Raw genomic sequence first — 26,945 nt, 5'->3', positions numbered from 1 at the left:
TTCTCACCAACCTGTTTTCACGGATGGCAAGGTATGCACGGGATTAGCGCGATTTTTTGTCTGGCTGAATATCCTGATGCAATTACTCTTCCCTGTAGCGTGTACCTTTACGCCTGCCATCGTCCATGCACAGGCAACGACAGTCGTAAGCGCCCAGGATGCTGAACGCGCCACACGGGTCTACACCTTGTCTCGCGGCGAGTCCGTGCAGAGCGTTGCCCGTCAATACCATCTGAGCGTGGAAGAACTGCGTAAGCTCAATCAGTTCAGGACCTTTGCCCACGGGTTTACTGGCTTACAACCCGGTGATGAGCTGGATGTTCCTGCGGCACAAAACGTGAAAAATGCCGATAACAAACCGGATACCGCCAACGCTCCGGATGAACAGGAACAAAAAATCGCCGGACTGGCCTCACAAGCGGGCTCCTTCCTCAGTAGCAGTCCTGACGGACAGGCTGCGCAGTCGATGGCTGTCGGGATGGTTGCTGGAGAAGCCAGTAACCATCTGCAGCAGATCCTCGGTCGCTACGGAACCGCGCGCGTGCAACTGGGCGTTGACGACGGTTTATCGCTTAAAAATTCAGAATTTGATCTGCTGCTGCCCATATGGGAGCAGGAGAGTACGCTGTTTTACTCACAGGGCAGTCTTCATCGTACAGACGATCGCACCCAGTCCAACCTCGGACTGGGTGTCCGCTATTTTACTGATAGCTGGATGGTGGGGGGGAATACCTTCCTCGATTACGATTTATCCCGCGATCATTCGCGTCTCGGACTTGGCCTGGAATACGGTCGCGACTTCCTGAAACTGAGCGCCAACAGCTACCAGCGGTTGAGTAACTGGAAAGACTCCCCGGATGTTGACGATTATGAAGAACGTCCAGCCAACGGCTGGGATCTGCGCGCCGAAGGCTGGTTACCGGCGCTGCCGCAGTTAGGCGGTCGGATTATCTATGAACAATATTACGGTGATGAAGTGGCATTGTCTGATAAAGACAATCGTCAGCACAACCCACATGCCATCACCGCCGGGATTAACTACACGCCGATCCCGCTAATGACTCTGCGTGCTGAGCAGCAGCAGGGCACTTCAGACGATGACGAAACCCGCCTGGCGCTGGAGTTGAACTATCAACTGGGCGTTCCGTGGTTGCATCAGATCGATCCGGATGGCGTGGCGGGTATGCATACGCTGGCGGGCAGTCGTTATGATCTGGTCGATCGTAATAGCAACATTGTGCTCGAATATCGCAAGCAGGATGTGATTCGCCTGAAAACCGCGGCGCTGGTGACTGGTAACGGCGGCGAACGGAAATCGCTGGGCGTGGCAGTGAACAGTAAGCATGGCGTCAAGCGGATCGACTGGTCTGCCGCTACGCTACTGGCGGCGGGTGGGAAAATTATCGCTAATTCCACAACCAGTTATGACGTGCTGCTGCCGTCCTGGAAAAGTGAGCAGGGGGCCAGCAATTCTTACACCATCACCGGTGTCGCGGTTGATAATAACGACAACCATTCCGACCCGAGCGACACGCAGGTGACGGTAAATACCGCGGCAGTCAATGTCGCAAATTCCACTTTCCTGCCAGATTCACCGCTGAAATCGTCACCCACAACCAGCTATTTACCTGCCGACGGGAAAACCCATGGGGTAGCGACGCTAACGCTGGTGGACGATCAGAAACAACCCGTCGATGTTCCGCTGACTGATATCACCCTGACCACTACCCACAGTAACTTACCCGCGTCGACCAGCGGTGTGCAGGGCGGCTCGAAAGGGCTGAAGGCGTCATCTGAATCGCAGGCGACGATCTCAGCGTTGACCCGCAAATCGGTCGGTGTCTATGAGGTCACGGTCACCGCAGGCACTCAGCCAGAACTGGTGACGCTGACGCCAACAGTCAGTAAAACGCCGTTGCCTTCCGTTCGGTTCATCATTATTAAAGCGGCTCCGGATGGCAATACATCGACATTTGCAGCTAACCCGAAAACGGTGACCGCAGATAACACGGCAACTTCCACACTGACGCTGGTGGCGAAAGATGCATCCGGCAACCCGCTGTCGGGCGTCGCAAGCGCATTTTCTGTGGCGATTACCGACAGTCACAATGTTTCCCCGGTATCCGGCACCATTACCGTCACGAACATGACGGAAACCGCAACCGCAGGCACCTACACGGCCACACTGAAAGGCAGTAAAGCGGATACCTGGACACTGAAGCCGCTGTACAACAGCAACCCCATCGGCACGCTGGCAGACACCGTGACGCTGACTGCTGGCAACACGCCGGACGCAGAACAGTCCACCTTTAGTCTTAGTCCAAAACTGCTGCCAGCCGATGGTATCGCCAGCAGCACTCTGACGCTGACCTTAAAAGACAGCGGCGGGAATGTCCTCACCGGCGTAGCGGATAGTCTGACTGCGGTAGTTACGGACAGTCAGGGACACTCGCCAGCAGACGACAGCCTTCGCATCAGCAGTCTGACGGAAACCGCAACGGCAGGGATCTATACCGCCACGCTGACGGGGACGCTTGCCGGCAGCTATAAAGTCAAACCACAGTTCAACCGTAGCGACATTGGCAATCTCAGCGATACGGTCACGCTGACGGCGTCACGCACTCCAGATGTCGGTAAATCGACCTTCAGCGCCAGTCCGACTTCCGTCGCGGCGGATAATATTGCCGCCAGTACCCTGACGCTGACCGTACAAGACGAAAATGGCAACGCCATTGCCGGGATCGCCTCCAGCCTGTCGCTTATTATGAAAGACAGTGGCGGCAACACGCCTGCTGCCGATAAAGTGACGCTCGGTAAACTCGCCGAAACGTCGACGGCAGGCACTTATACCACCACGTTGAAAGGGACTCTTGCCGGAACGTACACGGTGATACCTCAGTTCAATGCGGCAGCGATGGGGGATCTCCACGCTACGGTGACCCTGACCGGGGGCTCCACGCCGGACGGAACACGTTCCACATTCCACTCCAGTCCGAAAATCATTACGGCCGATAACAGTGAGTCCAGCACGCTGACGCTGGTCATAAAAGACAGTGCAGGAAATGCCATCACCGATTCAGCAGGAAAACTGTCATTTGCCCTGAAAGACAGCGACGGTACAGTACCGACTGCGGATAACGTGGTGATCGGCACAATCGCAGAGTCTGCGACTCCTGGAACCTACACGGCTACGCTGAAAGGCACGCGTGCCGGGGCTTATACGTTAACGCCTCTGTTTGACGGCAATGCAATTAACCCGCTGAGTGATGGTGTCGTTCTGAAAGCGGGGACAACCCCGGATGGCGTGCAGTCGACTTTTAACGCTGATCCCGTTTCCATCCCGGCGAATAATCTTGATATGAGTACGCTGACCCTGCAGGCAAAAGATGGCTGGGGGAATGCCATCACCAACCTTGCGCCGGAACTGACGCTGGAAATCAAGGATGGTAGCGGCAATACGCCAACGTCGGATAAAGTCACCGTGGGCAGCGTGACAGAAACCGCGACCGCCGGTACCTATATCGCGACGCTCAAGGGCACGCTTGCCGGAACATATACGCTTAAACCATTGCTCAATGGCAGCGCGATTAATGGACTGAGCGCGACGGTGCACCTGACAGGAAGCACAGTGCCAGATGGTTCGGCATCAACCTTTAGCGCCAACCCGACCTCCATTGCGGCGAACAACACCGAAACCAGTACGCTGACGCTGACGGCAAAAGACGTGTCCGGCAATGCTGTCTCGGGGATTGCCGCCAACCTGACGCTGGAGATGAAAAACAGCCAGGGCACTGCGCCAGACAGTAGCAAATTGACGTTAACTCGCCTGACAGAAACAGGTACCGCGGGAACCTACACCGCGACGCTGAAAGGCGAACTGGCGGACAGCTACACCGTGACGCCCATGTTTAATGGTAGTCCCCTTGGCGATCTGAGCGATACCGTAACGCTGACAGCGGGTACCACACCGGATAATTCACTTTCTACATTCAGCGCGACACCCAAATCGATAGCGGCGAATAACACGGCGGTCAGTCTGTTGAGCCTGAACGTGAAAGACAAAAACGGCAACGGCATTCCTGGAATCGCCGCCAGTCTGGCGATCGATGTACAAGACAGCAAAGGAGAAACCCCAGCGGAAGGGGTGATAACGCTGAGCGCAGTGACCGAAGGGGCAACGCCGGGCACTTACGTGGCGACCCTGAAAGGGCAACTGGCTGATACCTATACGGTCAAACCGCAGTTCAACGGTGCCGTCATGGGCGAACTGGGTGACACTGTCACGCTGAAAGCTGGCACCACGCCGGACACCTCGAAATCCACCTTCGTGGCGGATCCGGTCAGCATCGCAGCAGACAACAGCGCGGTAAGTACCCTGACGCTGACGTTGCAGGATGTGAACGGCAACGCGATGACAGGTGAAGCGGGTGACCTGTCGCTGACGCTGAAGAACAGCCAGGGCACGAGCCCGGCCTCGGACAAAGTGACCTTAACCGCGCTGCAGGAAACCGGAACGACGGGGGTCTACACCGCCACGCTGAAAGGTTCACTGGCCGATACGTACACCGTGACGCCAGAACTCAACGGTGATGCGATCGGCAGCCTGAATGCCACGGTAACCCTGACGGCCGGCAGCACGCCGGACGGTTCAGCCTCCACCTTCAGCGCCAGCCCGACATCCATCGCGGCGGATGACTCGGCAACCAGCACCCTGACGCTGCTGGCGAAAGATGCCAGCGGTAACGCGGTGACCGGAATTGCCTCCGCGCTGACGCTGGAGATAATGAACAGCCTGAACGCGGCACCGGCAGACGGCAACGTGACCGTCACCACGCTGACCGAAGGTACGCCGGGAACCTACACCGCGACCCTGAAAGGCCAGCTTGCCGATGTCTACACCGTGACACCGAAATTTAATGGCGGGGCGATCGGTAACCTGAGTGATACCGTGACCCTGACGGCAGGCATCACGCCGGATGTGACCACCTCAGCGTTTACGGCGCAGCCGCACACGGTGGCAGCCGACGGTGTGGCCACCAGTACGCTGCTGTTCACGGCGAAAGACCACTTTGGCAACCACGTGCGCGGGCTGGCTTCCGGCCTGAGTATTGAAGTGCAGGCCAGTCAGTCCGCCACGCCGGACAGCAGTAAAGTGATTGTCAGCGGCGTCAGTGAAACCGGCTCGCCGGGTCTCTATGCGGCGACGCTGAAGGGGACGCTGACCGGTACATATACCGTGAAGCCGCTGTATAACGGCAGCGCGCTGGGTGACCTGCGCGACACCGTGACCCTGAAAGCCGGCACCACGCCGGACACCTCGAAATCCACCTTCGTGGCGGATCCGATCAGCATCGCGGCAGACAACAGCGCGGTAAGTACCCTGACGCTGACGTTGCAGGATGTGAACGGCAACGCGATGACCGGCGAAGCGGGTGACCTGTCGCTGACGCTGAAGAACAGCCAGGGCACGAGCCCGGCTTCGGACAAAGTGACTTTAACCGCGCTGCAGGAAACCGGAACGACGGGGGTCTACACCGCCACGCTGAAAGGCACGCTGGCCGATACGTACACCGTGACGCCTGAACTCAACAGTGACGCGATCGGCAGCCTGAATGCCACGGTAACCCTGACGGCCGGCAGCACGCCGGACGACGGACAGTCAACCTTTATGGCGACACCGGACAGCATTGCTGCCGACAATACTGACAGCAGTACCCTGATCCTGACGCTGAAGGATTCATTCGGTAATGTGCTCAGTGGCCAGACGGGAAATCTGACGTTTGCGATCAAAAACGGTGCCGGGAATGCGCCTGCCGAGAGTGACGTGACCATAACCGGGTTGACGGAAATTGCCACGCCGGGGACATATACGGCGACGCTGAAAGGCAAGAAGGCGGACGTGTGGCACGTGACACCAGAATTCAGCGGTAGCGCAATGGAGGATTTGACCGCCACCGTTACCCTGAATGCTGACACCACGCCGGATGGTACCCAGTCGTCCTTTACGGTGACCACGCCGGTTATCGCCAACAACCGTGACACGAGTACCCTGACCCTGACCGCGAAAGATGCGAACGGTAATGGCATCAGCGGGATTGCATTACGTCTGAAGATGCGCATCACGGACAGTCAGGATGCCGTGCCGCCAACCGATAAAGTTATGGTAGGGAGTGTGAGTGAAACGTCGACGCCGGGCGTCTATACGGCGATGCTGAAAGGTACGCTGGCGGGCGTCTACACAGTGGAACCGACTTTTGACGGTACCGTGATTGCGGGACTGAGCGGGGCGGTGACACTGACGGCGGATGCGAAGCCAGACGGACTTCAGTCCACTTTCGCAGCGGCACCGGTTTCCGTGAGCGCCAACAACACGGATGCCAGCACGCTGACGCTGACGACGAAAGATGCCTATGGCAACGTCATTTCCGGGATTGCTAACAGCCTGTCGCTGGAGGTCAAAGACAGCAGCGGGACGGTGCCTGACAGCAACAAGGTGGTGCTGAGCAACGTGACGGAAAGTGCCACATCAGGGACGTATACCGCGACGCTGAAAGGGACACTGACCGGCGTATACACGGTGAAACCGCTGTACAACAGCAGTGCAGTTGATGGGCTGAGCGCCACCGTGACGCTGACGGCCGGTGAGACGGATGGCGGGCAGTCTGACTTCCGCGCCGCGCCGGACAGCATTGTGGCGGATAACGCAGAGACCAGCGCGCTGACACTGGTACTGAAGGATGCGAACGGCAATGCGGTGACGGGCAAAGCGACAGCGCTGTCGGTTGAAGTGACGGATCAGGCCAGCGGCGGCGTTGCGCCAGCTCCCGGTAAAATAACTATCGACAGCATGACAGAATCGGCAAGCGAACCAGGAACGTACACCTCGACGCTTCGGGGGATGCAGGCTGGCGAGTGGTATCTGACGGCACATCTTAGCGGTACGGCGATTGCCGGACTGGCAAGTCAGAAGGTGACGCTGGAGGCGGGCGAGCCGGATACTGGCAAGGAGACGACCTTTGTAGCAAACCCGGATACGGTAGCGGCGGATAATGTGACCCGCAGTACCCTGACGCTGACGGCGAAAGATAAATACGGCAACGTCGTAAGCGGACTGGCAACGAAACTGACGCTGGCTCTGAAGGACAGCAAAGGGACAACCCCTGCCAGCGGCGTGACGCTGAGTGAAGTGAGCGAAGAAGGCACCACGGGGGTTTATACCGCGACGCTGACCGGAACGCTGGCGGATGTGTATACGGTAACGCCGCAATATAACGGTTCGGTAATGGGGGATTTGACTGCCACCGTCACGCTGACCGCCGGTGCGCCGGATGATACCGTCTCCACCTTTACGGCCGCCCCGGAGCGCATTGTGGCAGACAATGTGACCCCAAGTGTCCTGACACTGAAAATGCAGGATGTGTACGGCAACGCTATCTCAGGCCGGGCTAAAGACCTGACGCTGGAAATCAAAGACAGTCTGGGCCAGGTGCCAGCGGAGGACAGAGTCACGTTAACGACGCTGTCGGAAAGCAGCAGCGAACCGGGTACGTATACCGCCACGCTGAAAGGAACGTCGGTCGATACCTACACGCTGACGCCGAAGCTGGGCGGCAGTGCGATTGGTTCGCTGAGCGCTGATGTCATTCTGACGGCAGACTCGATACCGGATGGAGGACAGTCAGCCTTTAGCGCGGATCCGGCTTCGGTCGTGGCGGATGGTTTATCCGTCAGTACCCTGTCGCTGGAATTGAAAGACAAATTCGGGAATGTCATGAAGGGCCAGACATCTGCACTGTCGCTGGAAATCACCGATAGTGCGGGTCTTGCACCTGACAGCAGCAAAGTGGTACTGAGCGGTGTGACGGAAAGCAGCACGCCGGGAACCTATATCGCGACGATAAAGGGCACGCTTGTTGGGGACTATACGGTGAAGCCGTTGTTTAACAGCAGCGCAATTGACGGCTTGAGCGCGACGGTGGCGCTGACGGCGGGTGTGCCGATGGCCAGGACGTTGAGCGCCAACCCATCAACGGTGATGGCGGATAATACCCCTAGCGCCCTGACCCTGGTGGTGACTGACGCCAACGGCAACGCGATTCCGGGGCTGACCGACAGTCTGAGCTTTACAGTAACCGACGGCGCGGGCACATCGGTGCCGGAAGGGAAGGTTGAGGTGGTGAATGTGAAAGCTTCGGATACCACACCGGGGTCTTATACAGCGACGCTGAAAGGAACGCTGGTCGGTGCCTGGACGGTAACGCCGCTAATTAACAGTACTCCGCTCGGTACTGTGAGCACGGTAGTGACGTTAACCGCTGGGGCACCAGATGCGGCGCAGTCGTCTATTAGCACCAGTCCTAAGTCTATTAAGGCGGATAACTCAGAGGGTTCGACTATCACTATCGAACTGAAGGATGCGTATGGTAATGCTGTTTCTGGCTATGGACCGGATAACCTTGATAAATTGAGCATTTATGTTGAAGACAGTCGCGATAATGAAGTGACTTCCAACATTTCCTGGGGGGGAGCACTGGAAGAAAGTACTACTACACCAGGAACCTATACTCGGATCCTGAAAGGCAAAGTGGTGGATACTCTGACGGTTAGACCGCAAATTGGTGGTGCGAATTTGGGTGATATAAAAGATACAGTGACACTGGAAGGTGCACTATTTAAGGATATCAACTCGAATGGTTACACCTTTGCGATCGGAAGTAATTTCCCTGATACGGGTTTCAACGGTGCGAAATTTACGCTGAATATGCCTTCTGGGAAAACAGCATCAAATTACACCTGGTCGAGTAACCAGAGTTGGGTGACTGTAACTAGTGCAGGATTAGTCACTTTTGGTGATGCGACCAGTAGTACCAAAAAGGTAACGATTACAGCAATATCAAACTCAACGGGTGAGCAGTCTCTGGCATTCACATTTACAATTGGAACTTGGTATCTATTGGACCTGAATAATCATTTATCTTGGGATGATACGAATAGTTATTGTTCCAGCCAAAACGCGGCAATGCCTAACAAAGCTCAAATGACCAGTGGTACCAACATCCGCGGGATGGGGAGTTTGTGGGCGGAATGGGGAAGCTTGCTTGGCAATATTGCCGATAAGTGGTATAGGGTTTCAGATATGGGGGTGAGCTACCACCTAATAGTAAGGTCTATAGACGGTGGTAATAGAGAATACTATGATAGTGTCCTATCTAATACTGGAACTGCATGCTTTATCAGTTTCTAAATTAGTATTTAAATTTTGCTGTGTTAGAAACTAATATTCAGACCACTCTCCTCAACCAGGGTGGTCTGTTTTTATACTCTCTTTTCTGGTATTTCCTCCAGACTGACCATATTTACTGAAATGCCATTGAAAGAGAGGGATAGAAGGCATCGATAAACTCACACTCGGATACTATGAAATCCTGCAATACACTTACAACCTCTGCCCACTACATATCCAAATCATGAAGAAATCCGTAATCTCAATAAGATGACGGATTTTTTAACAACCCAGGGGTCATACAAAGACGTCTTGAGGGAATGTATCGCGCTGAAAACGACGCGATTCTCCGCAGTCGGCATTACGCGAAATTGAATGAATGAGAAATAATTTCAGAGAAAAATAAGAGAACAGCAAGAGGAGAAACAGGCACCACTATCACCAGGCAGTGAAATGGTGCGTCCGAGTGGACTCGAACCACCGACCCCCACCATGTCAAGGTGGTGCTCTAACCAACTGAGCTACGGACGCAAAATGGTGCGTTCAATTGGACTCGAACCAACGACCCCCACCATGTCAAGGTGGTGCTCTAACCAACTGAGCTATGAACGCAACGTTGTGTGTGACAACGGGGACGAATATTAGCGGCAGAGCCGGGAGGTGGCAAGAGGGAAATGGTAATTTTCTTCCTGATTTCACTCGATTGCGGAGGAAGTGCGCAAAATGTCGAGAGAATAGCCGCCGGCTGGCGGCTATTGTCGTTTTATCGCGCAGCGCGTTGCAGAATCACCGTTGACGGCTGACGTTGCAGGAAGCGCATCCGCAGCATCATCATAATTGCCGCCGAGGTCAGACCGATGATAAAGCCCATCCAGAATCCTGCTGGCCCCATCCGATCCACCACCAGGTCGGTCAGCGCAAGGATATACCCACTTGGCAACCCCAGCACCCAGTATGCGGTAAAGGTGATAAAGAAAATCGAGCGCGTATCTTTATAGCCACGCAGTATCCCGCTACCGATCACCTGGATGGAGTCCGAAATCTGATAAACCGCCGCCAGCAGCATCAGCTGTGCCGCTAGGGTCACCACTTCCGGATTGTCGTTATAGAGCAGGGCGATGTGCTCACGCAGCGACACGGTAAAGATGGCGGTGAGGCACGCCATGCAGACGCCAACGCCTAAACCGGTACGGGCAGCGGTTTGCGCATCCAGCGTTGAACCTTGTCCCAGACGATAGCCTACACGAATGGTGACCGCCGCGGCCAGCGACATCGGCAATACAAACATCAGCGAACTGAAGTTCAGGGCGATCTGGTGACCGGCGACATCGACAATGCCCAGTGGCGAAACCAACAGCGCCACGACGGCGAACAGCGTGACTTCAAAAAACAGCGCCAGCGCAATCGGCAGGCCGAGCTGCACCAGACGTTTCATCACGACGTTATCAGGTTTACTGAAGCGCTGTTGATTACGGATATCGCGCATCGAACGTGCATGCTTCACGTACCAGAGCATCGCGCAGAACATCACCCAGTAGACCGCTGCGGTTGCCACGCCGCAGCCGACACCGCCGAGTTCAGGCATGCCGAAGTGGCCGTAAATAAAGATATAGTTCACCGGGATGTTGACCAGCAGGCCGAGAAAGCCCATCACCATGCCAGGCTTAGTTTTCGCCAGACCCTCGCACTGATTACGCGCGACCTGAAAGAACAGATAACCCGGCGCGCCCCATAATAATGCGCGCAGGTAGCCGACGGCCTTATCCGCCAGGGCCGGATCAATATTGTGCATCGCGTGGATGATATAGCCCGCGTTCCACAGCACAACCATAATCAGCACTGAGACGAAACCTGCCAGCCAGAAGCCCTGGCGCACCTGATGCGCAATGCGATCGCGGCGTCCGGAACCATTAAGCTGAGCAATCACCGGGGTCAGCGCCAGCAGCAACCCGTGGCCGAACAGAATGGCGGGCAGCCAGATGGAGGTCCCAATGGCGACTGCCGCCATGTCGGTGGCGCTGTAACCCCCCGCCATCACGGTATCGACGAACCCCATTGCGGTTTGGGCGATTTGCGCAAGAATCACCGGTATTGCCAGAGCCAATAACTGACGCGCTTCACTGATATACTTCTGCACGTGTACACCTATCATTTTGTTTTTATTTGAGAGACTAAAAAAGCCGCCACGGGTGGCAGCAAGAAGAAGATGTAAGGGGAAATTTCAGTCTATTGTAGCGATGAATGCTAATTTCACCAGTGAAAAAACAGGTCAAGGGGCACTTCGCTGGCAACCTGATTTTCCAACTGCTATTGTGGCAGGCAGAAATGGCTTAACTGAATTCAGGAGTTGCAGGTATGTTTACAGGTATTGTGCAGGGCACCGCAAAACTGGTGTCGATCGATGAAAAACCAAATTTTCGCACCCATGTCGTGGAATTACCTGAATACATGCTGGACGCGCTGGAAACGGGCGCATCGGTGGCGCATAACGGCTGCTGCCTGACCGTCACCGAAATTAACGGCAATCGCATCAGCTTTGATCTGATGAAAGAAACGCTGCGGATCACCAATCTGGGCGATCTGAAAGTGGGTGACCTGCTGAACGTCGAGCGTGCGGCAAAATTCAGCGATGAGATTGGCGGACATCTGATGTCCGGTCACATCATGACCACCGCGGAAGTGTCAAAGATTTTAACCTCCGAGAATAACCGTCAGATCTGGTTTAAAGTCCAGGATCCGACGCTAATGAAATATATCCTCTACAAAGGTTTTATTGGGATTGATGGGATCAGCCTGACCGTTGGTGAAGTCACCGCGACGCGTTTTTGCGTGCATCTCATTCCGGAAACACTGGAACGCACAACGCTGGGTAAGAAAAAACTGGGCGCGCGCGTCAATATCGAAATCGATCCGCAAACGCAGGCGGTGGTGGATACGGTAGAACGTGTGCTGGCTGCGCGTGAAGCGGCGATAGCGAAAACCGCCAGCGAAGCGTAAAACCCTCCAGCCCCCACGAGACGGCGGGGGCTGGAGAAGGTTTAGCGGGCTACGCGCAGGCCGTCTTCAACGCCGCGTGAGAATACCACCTGCCAGAGCTGAATATCGCGGGCGCGAAACGCGCCGGCGCAGGCGTTCAGGTAGTAGCTGAACATCCGTTTAAAACGTTCGGAATAGTTATCGGCAATTTCAGGCCAGGCAGCGAGAAAACGCTCGTACCATGCCATCAGCGTCTTGTCGTAATCCGCGCCGAAGTTATGCCAGTCTTCCATCACAAAGTGCGCTTCGCTGGCGTTGGCTATCTGACGCACTGACGGGAGGCAACCATTCGGGAAGATATATTTATTGATCCAGGGGTCGACATTATTGTCGGTTTTTTTCGAACCGATGGTATGTAATAAGAACAGCCCTTCGGGTTTCAGATTGCGATCAACCACCTCGAAATAGGTTAGGTAATTTTTAGGACCGACGTGCTCAAACATGCCTACTGAGACAATGCGGTCAAACTGATCGTGCAAATCACGATAATCCTGCAACAGAATCGACACATCCAGCCCGGTACAGCGGGCCTGCGCCATTTTTTGCTGCTCGGCGGAAATCGTCACGCCAACCACGCTGACGCCGTAATTCGTCGCCATATAGTGTGATAAACCACCCCAGCCGCAGCCAATATCCAGCACACGCATACCGGGTTGCAGCTGCAATTTCTCGCAGATTAACCGCAATTTGGCCTGCTGCGCCGTCTCCAGAGTCTCCGCGTCTTTCCAGTACGCGCAGGAATATTGCATATACGGGTCGAGCATACGGCTGAACAGATCGTTACCGAGGTCGTAATGCTCTTTACCGACGATCCACGCCCGCTTTTTACTTTGCAGATTGAACAGGCGAGTGGCCGCGATGCGGAGGGTATCTTTGAAATGGTGCGGAAGTTGGTTTTCCAGTCCTGCGCGCAGGACTTTGCTAAAAAACTGATCCAGCCGATCGCACTCCCACCAGCCATCCATATAACTCTCACCCAGACCGAGCGACCCCTCTTGTAACACGCGTTTGAAAAAATCGGGGTTTTTGACGCGTATGTCTGCGGGTGAAGAGCCGTTGATGGCGATGCCTGCGCGGCTTAATAATTCGTTAGTGATACGGTACCAGTCGTCATCCGGTACGCTGACTTCTTCTATACACGATGAACTCATAGTTTCTCCATCACTGGTCGGTGATCAGAACCTTAAAACAGCGTAGACGCTTTTTGGGCTTTGTGAGAAATCTCACGGAAACATTCCGCGAGTCTATTATCCGACGTAGAACAGAGGAAGGGAGGACCCCTTGCCGAAAAGGCCATCCATGGTGAACCGGGAACGCTCCGGTTCCCGTTAACACATAATAATTATCGTAATTTTAACAACCGAAATTTAGTATAGGCCTCAAAAAACGATGATACAACCAAAAATTGTTAGCCGACTAATTAACGGTGATTATGAGTGATATCAATGGGATTCGCTGTGGGCAATCCCGCGATTATCCTGCTGCTCACTGACGCTCGAAGGCTGCAGTTGCATCTTATAGCCCAGTCCAGCCAGTACCACCGTAGACAGCATCACGCTGGTCGTGGTCAACAGCGGCGTGCTGATAAGCCAGGAAACCACCAGGCTTGCCAGGAAACACAGACCCAATTGCAGGGTATTTTGCAGGGCCGCGGCACGACCCGTCGCCTGCGGGAATGGACGCAGCGCCTGGGCTACCACTATCGGGTAGATCGCCCCGTTGGCAATCGCCATTATACAGAAGGGGATCAGGATCTCTGCAAGCGTGATGTGATGGATGAAACTTGCCGCCCAGGTTGCCACCACGCTCAGCGCATAGATAACCAGCAGCCAGGGCAGGAGCTGTTGTCCCTGCCATTTTTGCAGCGCGGCGCGACAGCCGTAGCCGCCAATCAGAAACGCGATGGTTTGCGGTACGTAGCTCAGTCCAATTACTGCCGGACTGTAGCCCATTTCACTCAGAATAAACGGAGAACCGGTCAGCCACGCAAAGAAGCTGGCGGAACAGGCGGCGTAAATCAGGACGTTGCCGCGGTACGCTTTCGCGCGCAGCAGCGTGGTGAACGTCAGTTTGTCGTTGCTGTCATCGCGAGCTCGGGTGGTGGGCTTTAAAAACAGCGCGGGCAGCATCAGCAACAGCGTGATGAAAAACAGCGTGGCAAAGATCGCCTGCCAGGAAAGATGGGTCAGGATCCAACTGCCTAATAACGGCGCCAGTGCAGGGGACAGCCCAACCAGCGGCATGATGGTCGCGAAAATGCGGTTAATTTTATGCGAAGGATAGTAATCGGTGACCAGCGCCTGCCAGATGACGGTCGCTGCGCAGACCCCCACGGCCTGAATAAAACGCAGGACTAACAGGCCCGTTGCGCTCTCAACCCACAGCATACCCAGGCTGCCAAGAGCGAAGACAGACAGGCCCAGCAGCAGGATCGGTTTTCGACCGTAACGGTCCGAGAGCGGTCCCCACAGCAGTTGTGCGATGGCAAAGCCTGCTAAAAACAGACTCAGGCTGGCGCTGACGGCAGAGGCCGGTGTTTGCAGGTCAGATTGAATGGCGGCAAATGCGGGCAAATACATGTCGGTTGCCAGAAAACCCAACACGCTGAGCCCTGCCAGCCAGACTAAAAACCCTTTTCCTGGTTGCATAGTTGTTCTCTAATTTTGATTAATCACACTGGCGCAGAGTGTAGGGAGTGAATTTCGGCTTGTGAAACGGTAATATTTGTTTATTGCATTCAAAAATTTTGTAGGCAGATTATGTGGTCAGAATATGCGCTGGAAGTCGTCGATGCCGTGGCGCGCAACGGGAGTTTTAGTTCTGCGGCCCAGGAGTTGCACCGGGTGCCTTCGGCGGTCAGCTACACGGTTCGCCAACTGGAAGAGTGGCTGGCTGTCCCGCTTTTTGAACGTCGCCATCGTGATGTAGTGTTAACCCCGGCGGGCGCCTGGTTTTTGAAAGAAGGCCGCTCTGTCATCAAAAAAATGCAGATCACGCGCCAGCAGTGTCAGCAGATCGCCAACGGCTGGCGTGGGCAACTTCCCATCGCGGTGGACAATATCGTGCGACCGGAACGCACGCGGCAATTGATCGTCGATTTCTACCGCCACTTTGATGACGTGGAGCTACTGGTCTTTCAGGAGGTGTTTAATGGCGTCTGGGACGCGCTGTCAGATGGCCGGGTCGAACTCGCCATCGGGGCAACCCAGGCGATCCCGGTGGGAGGACGATACACATTCCGCGATATGGGTAAGCTGAGCTGGTGTTGCGTCGTTGCCAGTACGCATCCGCTGGCCGCCATGAGCGGGCCGTTAAGCGATGACACATTGCGCAACTGGCCGTCGCTGGTGCTGGAAGATACGTCCCGCACTCTGCCGAAGCGCGTGACCTGGCTGCTGGACAACCAGAAGCGGGTAGTGGTACCGGACTGGGATTCCTCCGCGACCTGTATTAGCGCCGGACTCTGTGTCGGCATGGTACCGACGCATTTCGCCAAGCCGTATCTCAACAAGGGGCAGTGGGTGGCGTTAAATCTGGAGAATCCGTTCCCGGATGCGGCCTGTTGCCTGACCTGGCAGCAGAATGATATGTCACCTGCGCTGATCTGGCTGCTGGATTATCTGGGAGACAGTGAAACGCTGAACAAAGAGTGGTTGCGGGAGCCAGATGAGACTCCCGCAGAAGAGGCTTAACGACGGTAGTCGCGGAACGGGCCATCCGCAACGGAGCGGCGCTCCACCAGGCGCGGGTGGACTTCAATAGACTGCGACTCTTCGCGTTTATTGACGATACGGTCCAGTAACATATTAAAGGCCGTCTCACCCAGCGAATCTTTTGGCTGGTGGATAGTGGTCAACGCCGGCGTAAAGAAGCGGGCGTTGCGCACGTTGTCGTAGCCTATCAGCGACACGTCCTGCGGGACGCGCAGACCCATTTCATCGGCGGCGCACAGGGCGCCCATCGCCATGATATCGCCGCCACAGAAGACCGCCGTCGGGCGATGCGCCTGCGACAGAATTTGCTGCATGGCGCGGTAGCCGGATTCCGGCTCGAAGTCGCCTTGTACAATCCAGTTTTCAGGCACTTTAATCAGCGCTTCATCCATCGCCTTCATAAAACCGGCCAGACGGCCTGCGCCAGTGTTACGCTCCATCAATCCTGGGATCACGCCAATTTCGCGATGTCCGCGCTCAACGAGGTAACGGCCTGCCATATAACCGCCTTCAAAGGCGTTATCAATCACCGTATCGGTGAAGTCGGCTTTGGCTTCGCCCCAGTCCATCACCACCATCGGGATATGACGATATTCTTCCAGCATTGAGAGCAGGGGATCGGGGTATTCGGAACACATTACCAGCAGGCCATCAACGCGTTTTTGCGCCATCATGGACAGATAGGCACGCTGCTTTTCCAGGTTGTTCCAGACGTTGCCGAGGATCAGGGTATAGCCCTTCTGGAAGCAGTTCTTCTCAACCGCTTCAATAATTTCGGCAAAATAGGGGGCTTCGCTGCTCGTCGCCAGCAAACCGATAGACTTGGTATGGTTGACTTTCAGGCTGCGGGCAACCGCGCTGGGGGAATAGTGCAATTCTTTGATTGCCGCCCACACTGCATTGCGTGTTTCTTCAGCGACGAAACGCGTTTTGTTAATTACGTGTGACACGGTTGTAGTGGAAACGTTTGCGCGCTTCGCTACATCTTTAATTGTTGCCATTAAATCTCACTCCAGACCCAACCTGAACATTAAATTACGCTAAGTAAACGTTTGCCTTTACTCATCCTGTGCCCAACATCAGGGCTGCGGCACGCCGGGAAACGACACGGAACGTCAGGAAGGGGTCAATGGCCGGTACGCTAATCAAGTAAGCGTCGAATTTTGTCTGATCTTTACGAAAAGGGGAAGTATTAAAAGCACATATCACTCTAAATCGTGGGAGATTTTTACACTCAAGTGTGTAAAAATGCGCTATATCACTTTTTGTGTGGGAATAAAAAGGAGAAAAGTTGATGAGCACCGATCTGAAATTTTCATTAGTGACCACGTTTATTGTTCTGGCTTTAATCGTTGCGGGCGGCCTGACGGCGGCACTGCACTGATCCCCCTCGGGGGAGTTCCTGCTCCCTCGAACCTCCCGCCATATTGTTATTGAATCTGCAAAAGTCTTTTGTATTTTTGTTAACTTCTCTTTTTTTGTGATTGATGTCATGCTTTTGACTCTTAGTTAAGCATCGCGCCCTGTCGCGAAGAGCCGGAGTCATCACTGCATGAAAATTAATTATCCGTTACTGGCGCTGGCCATCGGCGCGTTCGGCATCGGTACCACCGAATTCTCGCCAATGGGTCTGCTGCCCGTCATCGCGCGTGGCGTTGATGTGTCCATCCCTGCGGCAGGTATGCTGATTAGCGCTTATGCGGTAGGCGTGATGGTCGGCGCGCCGCTGATGACGCTGTTGCTGTCACATCGCGGACGCCGTAATGCGCTCATTTTTCTGATGGCTATTTTTACGCTCGGTAACGTGCTTTCGGCAATTTCACCGGATTACACCACGCTGATGTTGTCACGTATTTTAACCAGCCTTAACCACGGCGCATTCTTTGGCCTGGGTTCGGTGGTGGCGGCAAGCGTGGTGCCGAAGCACAAACAGGCGAGCGCCGTTGCCACCATGTTTATGGGGCTGACCATCGCCAATATCGGCGGTGTGCCGGCGGCAACCTGGCTGGGTGAAACCATCGGCTGGCGGATGTCGTTCATGGCGACGGCGGGGCTGGGCGTTATCTCGATGCTGAGTCTCTTCTTCTCATTGCCAAAAGGCGGTGCCGGGGCGCGTCCGGAAGTGAAAAAAGAGCTGGCGGTGCTGATGCGTCCTCAGGTGCTCTCGGCGCTGCTGACTACAGTACTGGGGGCGGGCGCCATGTTCACGCTCTATACCTATATTTCACCTGTTCTGCAAAGCATCACCCATGCGACGCCGGCTTTTGTGACCGGGATGCTGGTTCTGATCGGTGTGGGCTTCTCCATTGGCAACTACCTTGGCGGAAAACTGGCCGATCGCTCGGTTAACGGCACGCTGAAGGGATTTTTGCTGTTGCTGATGGTGATTATGCTGGCGATCCCATTCCTGGCTCAGAATGAACTGGGCGCGGCGGTCAGCATGGTGGTCTGGGGTGCAGCGACCTTTGCGGTCGTCCCTCCGTTACAAATGCGTGTCATGCGTGTGGCTCATGAAGCGCCAGGTCTCTCATCTTCCGTGAACATTGGTGCATTTAACCTTGGAAATGCGCTGGGCGCTGCGGCGGGCGGAGCTGTTATTTCAGGCGGGTTGGGCTACAGTTTTGTTCCGGTGATGGGGGCGATCGTGGCGGGTATGGCGCTGCTGCTGGTGTTTGTCTCGGCGAGAAAACAACCCGAACAGGTGTGTGTCGCCAGTTAACGGCAGGACAAAAACGCAGAAGGGAGTCCCTTCTGCGTTATCACATTTACGCAGCGAAGTTCTTCGCCACAAACTCCCAGTTTACCAGCGCCCAGAAGTGTTCCAGGTAGCCAGGACGCGCATTGCGATAGTCAATGTAGTACGCATGCTCCCATACGTCGACGGTCATCAGCGGCGTGGCGTCGGTGGTCAACGGCGTGCCGGCGTTGGAGGTTGAAACGATAGCCAGTTTGCCATCATTTCCTTTTACCAGCCAGGTCCAGCCAGAGCCGAAGTTTTTGATCGCCGCGTCGGTAAACTGCGCTTTGAACTCAGCAAAGCTGCCGAAAGAGGCGGCAATCGCGTCAGCCAGTTTGCCGGTTGGCTCGCCACCTGCATTCGGTGCCAGGCAGTTCCAGTAGAACGTGTGGTTCCAGACCTGAGCAGCGTTATTGAACACGCCGCCTTCCGAGCTGCGTACGATCTCTTCCAGCGATTTCCCTTCAAAGGCGGTGCCTTTAATCAGGTTGTTCAGGTTGGTGACATAGGTCTGATGGTGTTTGCCATAGTGATATTCCAGCGTCTCGGCGGAAATGTGCGGCGCAAGCGCATCTTTGGCATACGGTAGTGCAGGTAATTCGAACGACATTGCTTCTCTCCTTATTATTAATAGTATTTCGCGCAATAACCTTATTGTGCGTAAGGATAGGGTAGCAAATTGAAAGGTGAGACAAAAGATGAACTTACCCTGTTGCGTTAACAACAGGGTAAAGTTTTAACGAATGGTTTTGGGCGTCATGACCCGGCGAGCGCCGACGTAGTGGCGTTGCCAGTAATCTTCGCTGAGCGACGTGATCTGGATTTCCTGACCGCTGCGTGGTGACTGGATAAATTTGCCGTTGCCGACATAAACGCCGACGTGATCGGCGGTCCCGCGCCCCTGAGTGCGGAAGAACACCAGATCGCCATTTTTTAATTCCTCACGGTCAATCGGTGCGGCATCACGCAGGTGATACATTTCATTTGCCGTGCGCGGAATACGGAATTTCACCAGATCTTTATAAGCGTAATAGACCAGACCGCTGCAATCGAAACCGGTGCGCGGCGACGTGCCTCCCCAGCGGTACGGCTTGCCAATCTGGCTCATTAGTTTATTCATCGCCGTACTGGTCGCTTTTTGCACTTTCACTTTATGCGCATCGGCAATCTTTCCTGACGCCGTGTTCTTCACTTTCACACACGTCGGCTTGTGCCCTTTACGCGGGGTGCACTTTTCGCTCCAGCTGACAGCGGCCGTTTTCTTCGCGGTGACGGTTTTGCTTTTATGACTGGCTGTTTTGCTGGTTTTGGCAGGGGCGGTGATTTTTTTCTTAGAAGAAGAGGCGGTTCTGGTGCTGGTTTTGCTGGTCGTTTTCTTAACGGTTTTTTGACTGGTTTTATTCGTTTTTTTTGCTGTTGCCGTACTTTTCTTTTTGTTGCTGGTTTTCTTACTATCCGTAAGACCAGCCGTATCCCTGGCTTGCTTGGACGCATGTGCCATTGGCATAAAGGGAATCGTTGTAAATAGTAAAGCACAGAGCGTGAGGGAAAGTCGGTTTATCCGCGCCACTGAGCATTCCTCTGTTAAGGCAGGTCGCAATCATACCTGCGTGTGATTTACAAAACCTGATGATTCTAATCTATAGAAACAGATAAAGTTAATAGCTTTTATTGTTAAAAATACGGTTTCGCTATTGAGTGCAAAAAAAAACAGCAGCCAAAGCTAAATCTGCTTATTTAGCGCACACTTTCGGCACTGGCACTGAGGAAACCATTATTGGGAATGCAACTTATGCGTTCAGACGATAAAATAGTAAAGCGTAATGAAAATGTTATTTTCCGATGTCGCTCTGAACCGCTACAATGTCAGACGACTGCCGTAAAAGAAGTTAAGGAAGCAAGACAATGAGCACCACTATCGAAAAAATCCAGCGCCAGATCGCTGAAAACCCGATTCTCCTGTACATGAAAGGTTCCCCAAAACTGCCAAGCTGCGGCTTCTCCGCCCAGGCTGTGCAGGCACTTTCCGCCTGTGGCGAGCGTTTTGCCTATGTGGATATTCTGCAAAACCCGGATATTCGCGCAGAACTGCCGAAATACGCAAACTGGCCGACCTTCCCACAGCTGTGGGTTGACGGTGAACTGGTTGGCGGCTGCGACATTTTGATCGAAATGTACCAGCGCGGCGAACTGCAGCAGTTGATCAAAGAGACCGCTGCAAAATACAAATCTGAAGAATCAGACGCTGAGTAATCAGTAGACGGTTAAAGGGGAGCTTTTCCTGACTCAGGTTAAGCTCCTTTTCATTTCTGCTCTGCCTATCCCCAGTCCAGCCCCTGAGGCGAACTGGAAAAACCGACTTCCCGCAGCAGGGTAAAGAGAGGGGTTTGCCGTACTGGTTTATCGTTGACTTCCGACAGTGTGAAACGCAGTCGCGGTTCACGGCGTAAGGCGCTCGCCAGCGCCCTGAAAATCTCCGGCGAAGGCATCTCCTCATTTTCCGTCCAGATCATCATCTTTTTTCCTCCCTGAGCAAGATACAGCCGCAGTTGTCCGGCGGAAATCACGACAAACGCGCCGTTACGCCGCCCAGGAACCAGAGATGACGGATGCGGCGGCCATGGCAGCAGCGTTCCCCAGGGATTGGCGGGATCGTTCGCAGATAGTGCCACCGCCGTAAACGCCTGTGGTTCAGATGTCGACGACGTCAGATCGCGCAGACGATCGATAGTGTCCCGCTCGGCAAACTGCGCGCCGCCCATTCCTTCCACGAACCGCCCGCGTAGAATCCGCCCTGAATCTTCCATGCTTCGGCACAGCGTCTGCATGGCGGGAAAGCCGCCAGGGATATTCTCGGCAATCACGGCCTGGCGACCTATCACGCCGTAGCGATCGAGCATATTCTCGGCGCAGGCCAACATCCGTTCAGTATCATTCAGCGTCTCTCGCGGCAGCAGCGACCAGCGACCGGCCAGCGCAGGCGTGGTGTAAGAAACCGGTATGGCGACGGACGCAGGGCGCGGCGCGGCATAGGCCGGGCGTCCACGACGCATACGCGGCGAGCGTCGTGACGGCTGGCGCGATACAGCGGCCGCGCGCGACAGGCCACGCAGTGGAGCCCAGATATCGGTCGTGATATACCCTTGCCAGACCAGGCCCCAAAGCGCCTCATGCAGCGTGGCTGGCGTTATCCACTCGTCACCGCCGGCGTCTGCCGTACGCGTCTGAATCAACGCGCTAAGTTGCTGCGCAAACCATGCACCACCACCAGAAAGAACATCTAAAATGGCGCGCTGCAGGTCTGAAAGCGCTTCGCTATCACCGGATGGCGGGGAAAGCGTCTCCGCCAGGTAATCCCGTAAATGCAGTACCACCCGTCCATCATCGTCGCCCAGTTTCTTTTGCCCTGACCAGATGACTTCACCCGTCGCCAGCAACTCATCGAGCATATCCGGCGAATAATCGCGGACTCGGGCAGGGAAAATCTGGCTTTCCCACAACGAAGCAGACAGGCCAACTCCGGCCAGTTGTTCAATCACACGCGTGACGCCGTCACTTCCTTCCAGTGTCCCCGTGGAGGAGGCCGCAAGGCGCGCCGGGCTGCCGTCGGCGGATGAAATCAGCCCCTGACGTTCCAGCAACAGGCGGGTGTAGCTCGTTGCCGGAACCGGACGGGTTGCCTCTCTTGCCGCATGCAGCGAGCGGATGCGAAGACGATGAAAAACGTCCTCATTCACCCACGTCGACGCTTCGTCAGGCGTGGATGACGTACCGGCACGCAACTGAATGAGAACACCTTCATCGCGCAACTGACGCAGCTGATCGTCGGCGACGGCCACCCCCAACCCGAACGCCTGTGCAATCCGGGTGCGAGTAAACAGCGTGTGGGTACGGCTAAAGCGCATGAAGAGATCGCGCAGCGGCGTGTTCACCGGATGCAGCCACGCCGGTGAAATCGTCGCAGGGAGGCGAACGCCCAGCGCATCACGAAGTCTGGCCGCATCATCCATGCAGGCCATCTGCGGCGTGTCCGCGATAACAACCGGGAAAATACGTTTTTCAGCGGACAGATCATCGAGCCATGTCCTGATATCAGCGATCGTTCCCTCATGTCTGGCGGCAATATCCTCGACGGTCATTGGCCCCAGTTCGCGCAGTAAATCGTAAACGCCTTCCATCCCCTGGGCTTTTCTGCCCGCCGCGAATCGCTGAAGTTCATCTTCAACCTGGCGGATAATCTCCGGGTCAAGCAATTCCAGCGGATCGCCCTGGCCTAACAGGTTGCCCAGCAGTTCGCTGTCCAGCGCCAGAACAGAAGCCCGACGCTCCGCCAGCGGCGCATCGGTGGCGTACATAAATTCGGCGACATAGCCGAAGAGCAGATCGGTGGCGAACGGTGAGGGGGCGGGTGTGGTCACTTCAGAAATCTGGATCTCGCCGGTGTTCAACCGACGTATGACCTGCTCCAGCGCGTCGAGATCGTAAACGTCCTGGAGACACTCACGCGCCGTTTCCAGAATAATGGGAAAATCAGGATAGCCCGCCGCGATTTCCAGAAGCTGACTTGCGCGCAGGCGCTGCTGCCAGAGCGGGGAACGACGCCCTGGCGTACGACCCGGCATCAGCAGAGCGCGGGCGGCGCATTCTCTGAAGCGGGCGGCAAACAGCGCCGTGCTACTGACGGCTTCCTGGACAATGCGCAGCAGTTTTTCCGGCTCAAACAGGAAAATAGCGGCATCGGGCAGTTTCCCATCGCTGTCCGGTATACGGGCGACAATCCCGTCATCACTGGCGACAATCGACGCGTCAGCTCCCCACTGCGCATGGAGACGTCCGGCAATCGCCAGTGCCCAGGGCGCGTGTACCCGACGACCATAGGGTGAATGCAGAATAACCCGCCAGTCACCCATTTCATCGCGACAGCGCTCAAGCACCAGATGGCGACTCCAGGGGAGCACGCCCGTGGCATTTTTTTGATCGTCAATTAACCCTTTGATATTCGAAAGAACATTGTCATCGCGCAGTCGAGGGGAGAGCCGCAGTTCTGCGTTATCATCGGACATAGTATGGATAAAATCACCAATGCGTTCCCCCAGCTCCGCCGGGCGACCGACGCCTTCGCCGCGCCAGAACGGGAGTCTGGCCGAGCGTCCGGGCGCGGGGACAACGATAACCTGATCGCGGGTGATCTGTTGAATACGCCACGAGGTGGCGCCAAGCGTGATGATGTCGTTGACGCGTGACTCGTACACCATTTCTTCATCCAGTTCGCCCACGCGACGCGATCCGGCTTGCTCATCTCCTTCGGGAAGCAGCACGCTGAACATGCCACGGTCCGGAATGGTACCGCCGCTGGTTACCGCCAGAAGCTGTGCGCCTGGACGGGCCGTTAATAATCCGGTTTCGCGGTTCCAGATTATACGCGGTCGGAAGACGGCAAAATCGCCAGAGGGATAGCGCCCTGCCAGCATATCCAGCGTGGCGTCAAATGCGCTTCTCGGCAAATCTTTCCACGGTGAAGCCCGGCGGACGAGGGTATACCAGTCATCTACATTGACCGGATCCATCGATACGGCGGCAACGGTCTGTTGTGCCAGAATATCCAGCGGGTTGCGTGGCGGCGGCAGCGTTTCCAGTTGTCCGGCGTACATACACTCGACAATGACGGCAGAGTCAATCAGATCCCGACGGGTCCTTGGGTAGAACAGCCCCTTTGATACCCCGCCGACCTGGTGACTGGCGCGCCCGATGCGCTGCAGGCCGCTGGCGACAGAAAGGGGCGTCGCCACCTGAATCACCAGATCAACCGCCCCCATGTCGATCCCCAGTTCCAGACTGGAGGTCGCCACCACGCAGCGAAGTTCGCCGGATTTCAGCGCATGCTCGGTGACGGCACGCTGCTCTTTGGACACCGAACCATGATGCGAACGGGCAATATATTCTGCGGCGTCCTGCGCCCGGTTACTGGTGGACCCGGTTAGCGAGCCGAAGTGTGCCGGCTCTGCCTGCGGTTGCGGCAACGGTTGTCGTCGTGAGAGATACAGTTCGTTCAGGCGGGCCGTCAGTTTTTCCGCCAGCCCACGCGAATTGGTAAAAACGATGGTGGAACGATGGCTAAGGATTTGATCGAGAATACCGGATTCAATGCGCGGCCAGATGGAACCTTCTCTGCCCTTGTGAATGGCCTCGCCGCTGTCGTTATTGTCCGCTAAGACGTCATCAAGATTGACGGCAGGAGCGACGATGTGGATATCCGGGTGACGGGTAGAGGGCGGATTGATAACAGTAACCGGACGATCGCCGCCCAGAAAAGCGGCAACGGCTGTAACAGAACGCACGGTCGCCGACAGACCAATGCGCTGCGCCGACGTTGCCAGAAGCGTATCCAGTCGTTCAAGACTCAGCGCGAGGTGCGCGCCGCGTTTTGTGCCCGCTACCGCGTGCACTTCATCGACGATCACCGTTTCAACGCCGCGCAGCGCCTCTCTGGCGCGGGAGGTGAGCATCAGATAAAGCGACTCCGGCGTGGTGATCAGAATATCGGGTGGATGACGACTCAGCTTCGCGCGCTCCTGAGGTGGCGTATCGCCAGTGCGGATCCCAACCCGAATAGCCACCTCTGGCGAGCCGGATTTCTTCCGTTCTTCGCTAATCCCCTGCAGGGGAATTTGCAGGTTGCGCTGGACATCCGTACCCAGGGCTTTTATCGGGGAAATATAAAGGATTCGGGTGACTTTCTTTTCTTTGCCGGAGGGGGACGTGGCGTGCGCAGCCTCGCCTTCACGAAACAGGCGATCCAGGGCATAGAGAAAGGCGGCAAGGGTTTTCCCCGAACCGGTTGGGGCGATCACCAGCGCGTGCTGATTCGCTGCCGTCACGGCCCACGTTTGCGATTGCACCGGCGTGGGGTGCTGAAATGCCGACGTAAACCAGTCGCGGGTTGCCTGTGAGAAAATATCCGGCAGCGGAGGCGGCGCATTTTTTGCTGACATGTTCCCTGTCCCTTTTGCGGTGTTGGCGAATCAAGACCTTTTTACAGAATAGCGGGAAATGCGCAGGGTGTATTGATACTGGTCAAATATACAGTATAGATGAAGGGGGAGCGACCTGATAACCGACGTCATCAGGTCATCCAGTCAGGCTTCTTCTGGCAGAGGTAACGGCCAGCCGCCCAGGCGCTTCCAGCGGTTGACGATTTCACAAAACAGCACGGCGGTGCGCTCGGTATCGTACAGCGCTGAGTGCGCCTGGGTACCGTCAAACTCCATACCTGCCGCCAGACACGCTTTGGAGAGCACCGTTTGTCCCAGCGCCAGTCCGCTCAGAGCGGCAGTATCAAACGTCACGAACGGATGGAACGGATTGCGCTTGAGCGACGCCCGCTCAGCGGCGGCCATCATAAAGCTATGATCGAATGTCGCATTATGGGCAACCATGATGGCGCGACTGCAGCCGCTATCTTTAATGCCTTTGCGAACCATTTTGAAAATGGCATGCAGGGCGTCATATTCACTCACCGCGCCACGCAGCGGGTTGGAAGGGTCGATACCGTTAAACGCCAGTGCTTCAGGCTGCAAATTCGCGCCCTCAAACGGTTCGACGTGGAATTGCAGCGTGCTGTCCGGCATCAGCCAGCCTTGTTCATCCATTTTCAGCGTGATGGCGGCTATCTCAAGCAGCGCATCGGTTTTGGCGTTAAATCCAGCCGTTTCGACATCAATGACGACAGGATAAAAACCACGAAAACGGTCGCACAGACCGGTAAGTTGAGCGTTATCGGACATCTGGGTCTCTTAATACAGAAAAATTGCAGCGCGCATTATGCCAAATTTTGCTGCATTCGGGAATGGCAGGGGGGACTCGGTTTTACAGCTTCTTGCGCCGGGACAACGGTGGTCAAAAACCTATGGAGGATCCGCCTGGATTTCACCGCGTGGCGCAGCGATACGACAAGCGCAAAAACAGCCGGATTCACACAGAATGTGTCATTCTTATAGGACGAATTCTCTTCAAAAATGGCATTGTTGGCGGATACTTGCCGCGGTGGAAGAGAATTATTTTGCGCTTTTATATTATTTCGTTATTGCAATTTGTTTAGTGTAATAAAATATTAACTCTATTCAATCTGTATTTTATTATTTACAAAAATGATTCGGCCGTAACTATAACCTGCTGTTTTACCGGAAATGCTCAATCGTTAACTTGTACAAATTTGGACTGATTGCGGGTCGCTCGT

14 protein-coding genes and 2 tRNA genes are annotated in these 26,945 nt (G+C 55.3%); 6 read left to right on the top strand and 10 right to left on the bottom strand.

Translation table 11 applies throughout. The annotated features are described in order from the left end of the window. Positions 1-76: 76 nt before the first annotated feature. Positions 77-9,244: an invasin domain 3-containing protein gene (locus tag WM46_RS07670; protein WP_187394464.1), complete on the top strand. Its 9,168-nt coding sequence runs from the start codon at positions 77-79 to the stop codon at positions 9,242-9,244. Between the two features lie 433 nt (positions 9,245-9,677). Here WM46_RS07670 and WM46_RS07665 read toward each other — a convergent pair. From WM46_RS07665 to mdtK, 3 genes are all read right to left on the bottom strand, one after another. Then, positions 9,678-9,754 (bottom strand) — tRNA-Val (locus WM46_RS07665). Between the two features lie 4 nt (positions 9,755-9,758). Beyond that, positions 9,759-9,835: transfer RNA gene (locus tag WM46_RS07660), tRNA-Val, on the bottom strand. 151 nt (positions 9,836-9,986) lie between these two features. After that, complete coding sequence (mdtK, locus tag WM46_RS07650) at positions 9,987-11,360, bottom strand: MdtK family multidrug efflux MATE transporter (protein ID WP_061078031.1); 1,374 nt, start codon at positions 11,358-11,360, stop codon at positions 9,987-9,989. Between the two features lie 218 nt (positions 11,361-11,578). Between mdtK and WM46_RS07645 the strand changes: the two genes are divergently transcribed. Next, a complete protein-coding gene (locus tag WM46_RS07645; RefSeq protein ID WP_102601905.1) occupies positions 11,579-12,220 on the top strand; it encodes a riboflavin synthase subunit alpha in 642 nt (213 codons plus the stop codon). Positions 12,221-12,261: 41 nt separating this feature from the next. Here the strand turns inward: WM46_RS07645 and cfa are convergent, their stop codons facing one another. Both cfa and punC read right to left on the bottom strand, forming a co-directional pair. After that, entirely contained in the window at positions 12,262-13,410 is a 1,149-nt protein-coding gene (gene cfa / locus WM46_RS07640; RefSeq protein WP_102601904.1) for a cyclopropane fatty acyl phospholipid synthase, read from the bottom strand. A 291-nt stretch (positions 13,411-13,701) separates the two neighbouring features. Continuing rightward, a complete protein-coding gene (gene punC, locus WM46_RS07635; RefSeq protein ID WP_102601903.1) occupies positions 13,702-14,907 on the bottom strand; it encodes a purine nucleoside transporter PunC in 1,206 nt (401 codons plus the stop codon). A 111-nt stretch (positions 14,908-15,018) separates the two neighbouring features. On the opposite strand from punC, the gene punR reads away from it, so the two are divergent. Then, positions 15,019-15,951, top strand: coding sequence for a DNA-binding transcriptional activator PunR (punR, locus tag WM46_RS07630; protein WP_043000814.1), 933 nt, complete (start codon positions 15,019-15,021; stop codon positions 15,949-15,951). Here punR and purR read toward each other — a convergent pair. Then, a complete protein-coding gene (gene purR / locus WM46_RS07625) occupies positions 15,948-16,973 on the bottom strand; it encodes an HTH-type transcriptional repressor PurR (protein ID WP_042319232.1) in 1,026 nt (341 codons plus the stop codon). The two genes, punR and purR, sit on opposite strands and share 4 nt — an antisense overlap. A gap of 293 nt (positions 16,974-17,266) precedes the next feature. Here purR and WM46_RS07620 point away from each other — a divergent pair, with 293 nt between their 5' ends. Together WM46_RS07620 and WM46_RS07610 are read left to right on the top strand one after the other, a co-directional pair. Beyond that, complete coding sequence (locus WM46_RS07620) at positions 17,267-17,356, top strand: YnhF family membrane protein (protein ID WP_086512609.1); 90 nt, start codon at positions 17,267-17,269, stop codon at positions 17,354-17,356. A 168-nt stretch (positions 17,357-17,524) separates the two neighbouring features. Further along, positions 17,525-18,691, top strand: coding sequence for an MFS transporter (locus WM46_RS07610; protein WP_102601901.1), 1,167 nt, complete (start codon positions 17,525-17,527; stop codon positions 18,689-18,691). A 46-nt stretch (positions 18,692-18,737) separates the two neighbouring features. On the opposite strand, the gene sodB is transcribed toward WM46_RS07610, so the two are convergent. Together sodB and WM46_RS07600 are read right to left on the bottom strand one after the other, a co-directional pair. Then, positions 18,738-19,319: a superoxide dismutase [Fe] gene (gene sodB, locus WM46_RS07605; protein WP_102601900.1), complete on the bottom strand. Its 582-nt coding sequence runs from the start codon at positions 19,317-19,319 to the stop codon at positions 18,738-18,740. Positions 19,320-19,445: 126 nt separating this feature from the next. Beyond that, a complete protein-coding gene (locus WM46_RS07600; protein ID WP_102601899.1) occupies positions 19,446-20,279 on the bottom strand; it encodes a C40 family peptidase in 834 nt (277 codons plus the stop codon). A gap of 335 nt (positions 20,280-20,614) precedes the next feature. Here WM46_RS07600 and grxD point away from each other — a divergent pair, with 335 nt between their 5' ends. Then, the gene (gene grxD, locus WM46_RS07595; protein ID WP_042319226.1) at positions 20,615-20,962 is read left to right on the top strand and encodes a monothiol glutaredoxin 4; all 348 of its coding nucleotides are present in this window, start codon (positions 20,615-20,617) and stop codon (positions 20,960-20,962) included. Positions 20,963-21,027: 65 nt separating this feature from the next. Here the strand turns inward: grxD and WM46_RS07590 are convergent, their stop codons facing one another. Both WM46_RS07590 and rnt read right to left on the bottom strand, forming a co-directional pair. Further along, the gene (locus WM46_RS07590) at positions 21,028-25,701 is read right to left on the bottom strand and encodes an ATP-dependent helicase (protein ID WP_102601898.1); all 4,674 of its coding nucleotides are present in this window, start codon (positions 25,699-25,701) and stop codon (positions 21,028-21,030) included. Between the two features lie 144 nt (positions 25,702-25,845). Further along, positions 25,846-26,493 (bottom strand): ribonuclease T, encoded by a 648-nt coding sequence (gene rnt / locus WM46_RS07585; RefSeq protein ID WP_102601897.1) that lies wholly within the window; start codon positions 26,491-26,493, stop codon positions 25,846-25,848. Between the last annotated feature and the right edge of the window lie 452 nt (positions 26,494-26,945).

The sequence above is a fragment of the Citrobacter freundii complex sp. CFNIH2 genome, assembly GCF_002880615.1.
GTDB lineage: Bacteria > Pseudomonadota > Gammaproteobacteria > Enterobacterales > Enterobacteriaceae > Citrobacter_A > Citrobacter_A amalonaticus_F.
The sequence above is the reverse complement of the archived record's forward strand: the minus strand, read 5'-3'. Positions and strand labels throughout refer to the sequence as shown.

Coding starts and splice junctions, on each gene's coding strand:
- punR (WP_043000814.1), top strand. CDS start 15,019: ATGTGGTCAGAATATGCGCTGGAAGTCGTCGATGCCGTGGCGCGCAAC.
- rnt (WP_102601897.1), bottom strand. CDS start 26,493: ATGTCCGATAACGCTCAACTTACCGGTCTGTGCGACCGTTTTCGTGGT.
- punC (WP_102601903.1), bottom strand. CDS start 14,907: ATGCAACCAGGAAAAGGGTTTTTAGTCTGGCTGGCAGGGCTCAGCGTG.
- WM46_RS07645 (WP_102601905.1), top strand. CDS start 11,579: ATGTTTACAGGTATTGTGCAGGGCACCGCAAAACTGGTGTCGATCGAT.
- WM46_RS07590 (WP_102601898.1), bottom strand. CDS start 25,701: ATGTCAGCAAAAAATGCGCCGCCTCCGCTGCCGGATATTTTCTCACAG.
- grxD (WP_042319226.1), top strand. CDS start 20,615: ATGAGCACCACTATCGAAAAAATCCAGCGCCAGATCGCTGAAAACCCG.
- cfa (WP_102601904.1), bottom strand. CDS start 13,410: ATGAGTTCATCGTGTATAGAAGAAGTCAGCGTACCGGATGACGACTGG.
- WM46_RS07620 (WP_086512609.1), top strand. CDS start 17,267: ATGAGCACCGATCTGAAATTTTCATTAGTGACCACGTTTATTGTTCTG.
- purR (WP_042319232.1), bottom strand. CDS start 16,973: ATGGCAACAATTAAAGATGTAGCGAAGCGCGCAAACGTTTCCACTACA.
- sodB (WP_102601900.1), bottom strand. CDS start 19,319: ATGTCGTTCGAATTACCTGCACTACCGTATGCCAAAGATGCGCTTGCG.
- WM46_RS07670 (WP_187394464.1), top strand. CDS start 77: ATGCAATTACTCTTCCCTGTAGCGTGTACCTTTACGCCTGCCATCGTC.
- WM46_RS07610 (WP_102601901.1), top strand. CDS start 17,525: ATGAAAATTAATTATCCGTTACTGGCGCTGGCCATCGGCGCGTTCGGC.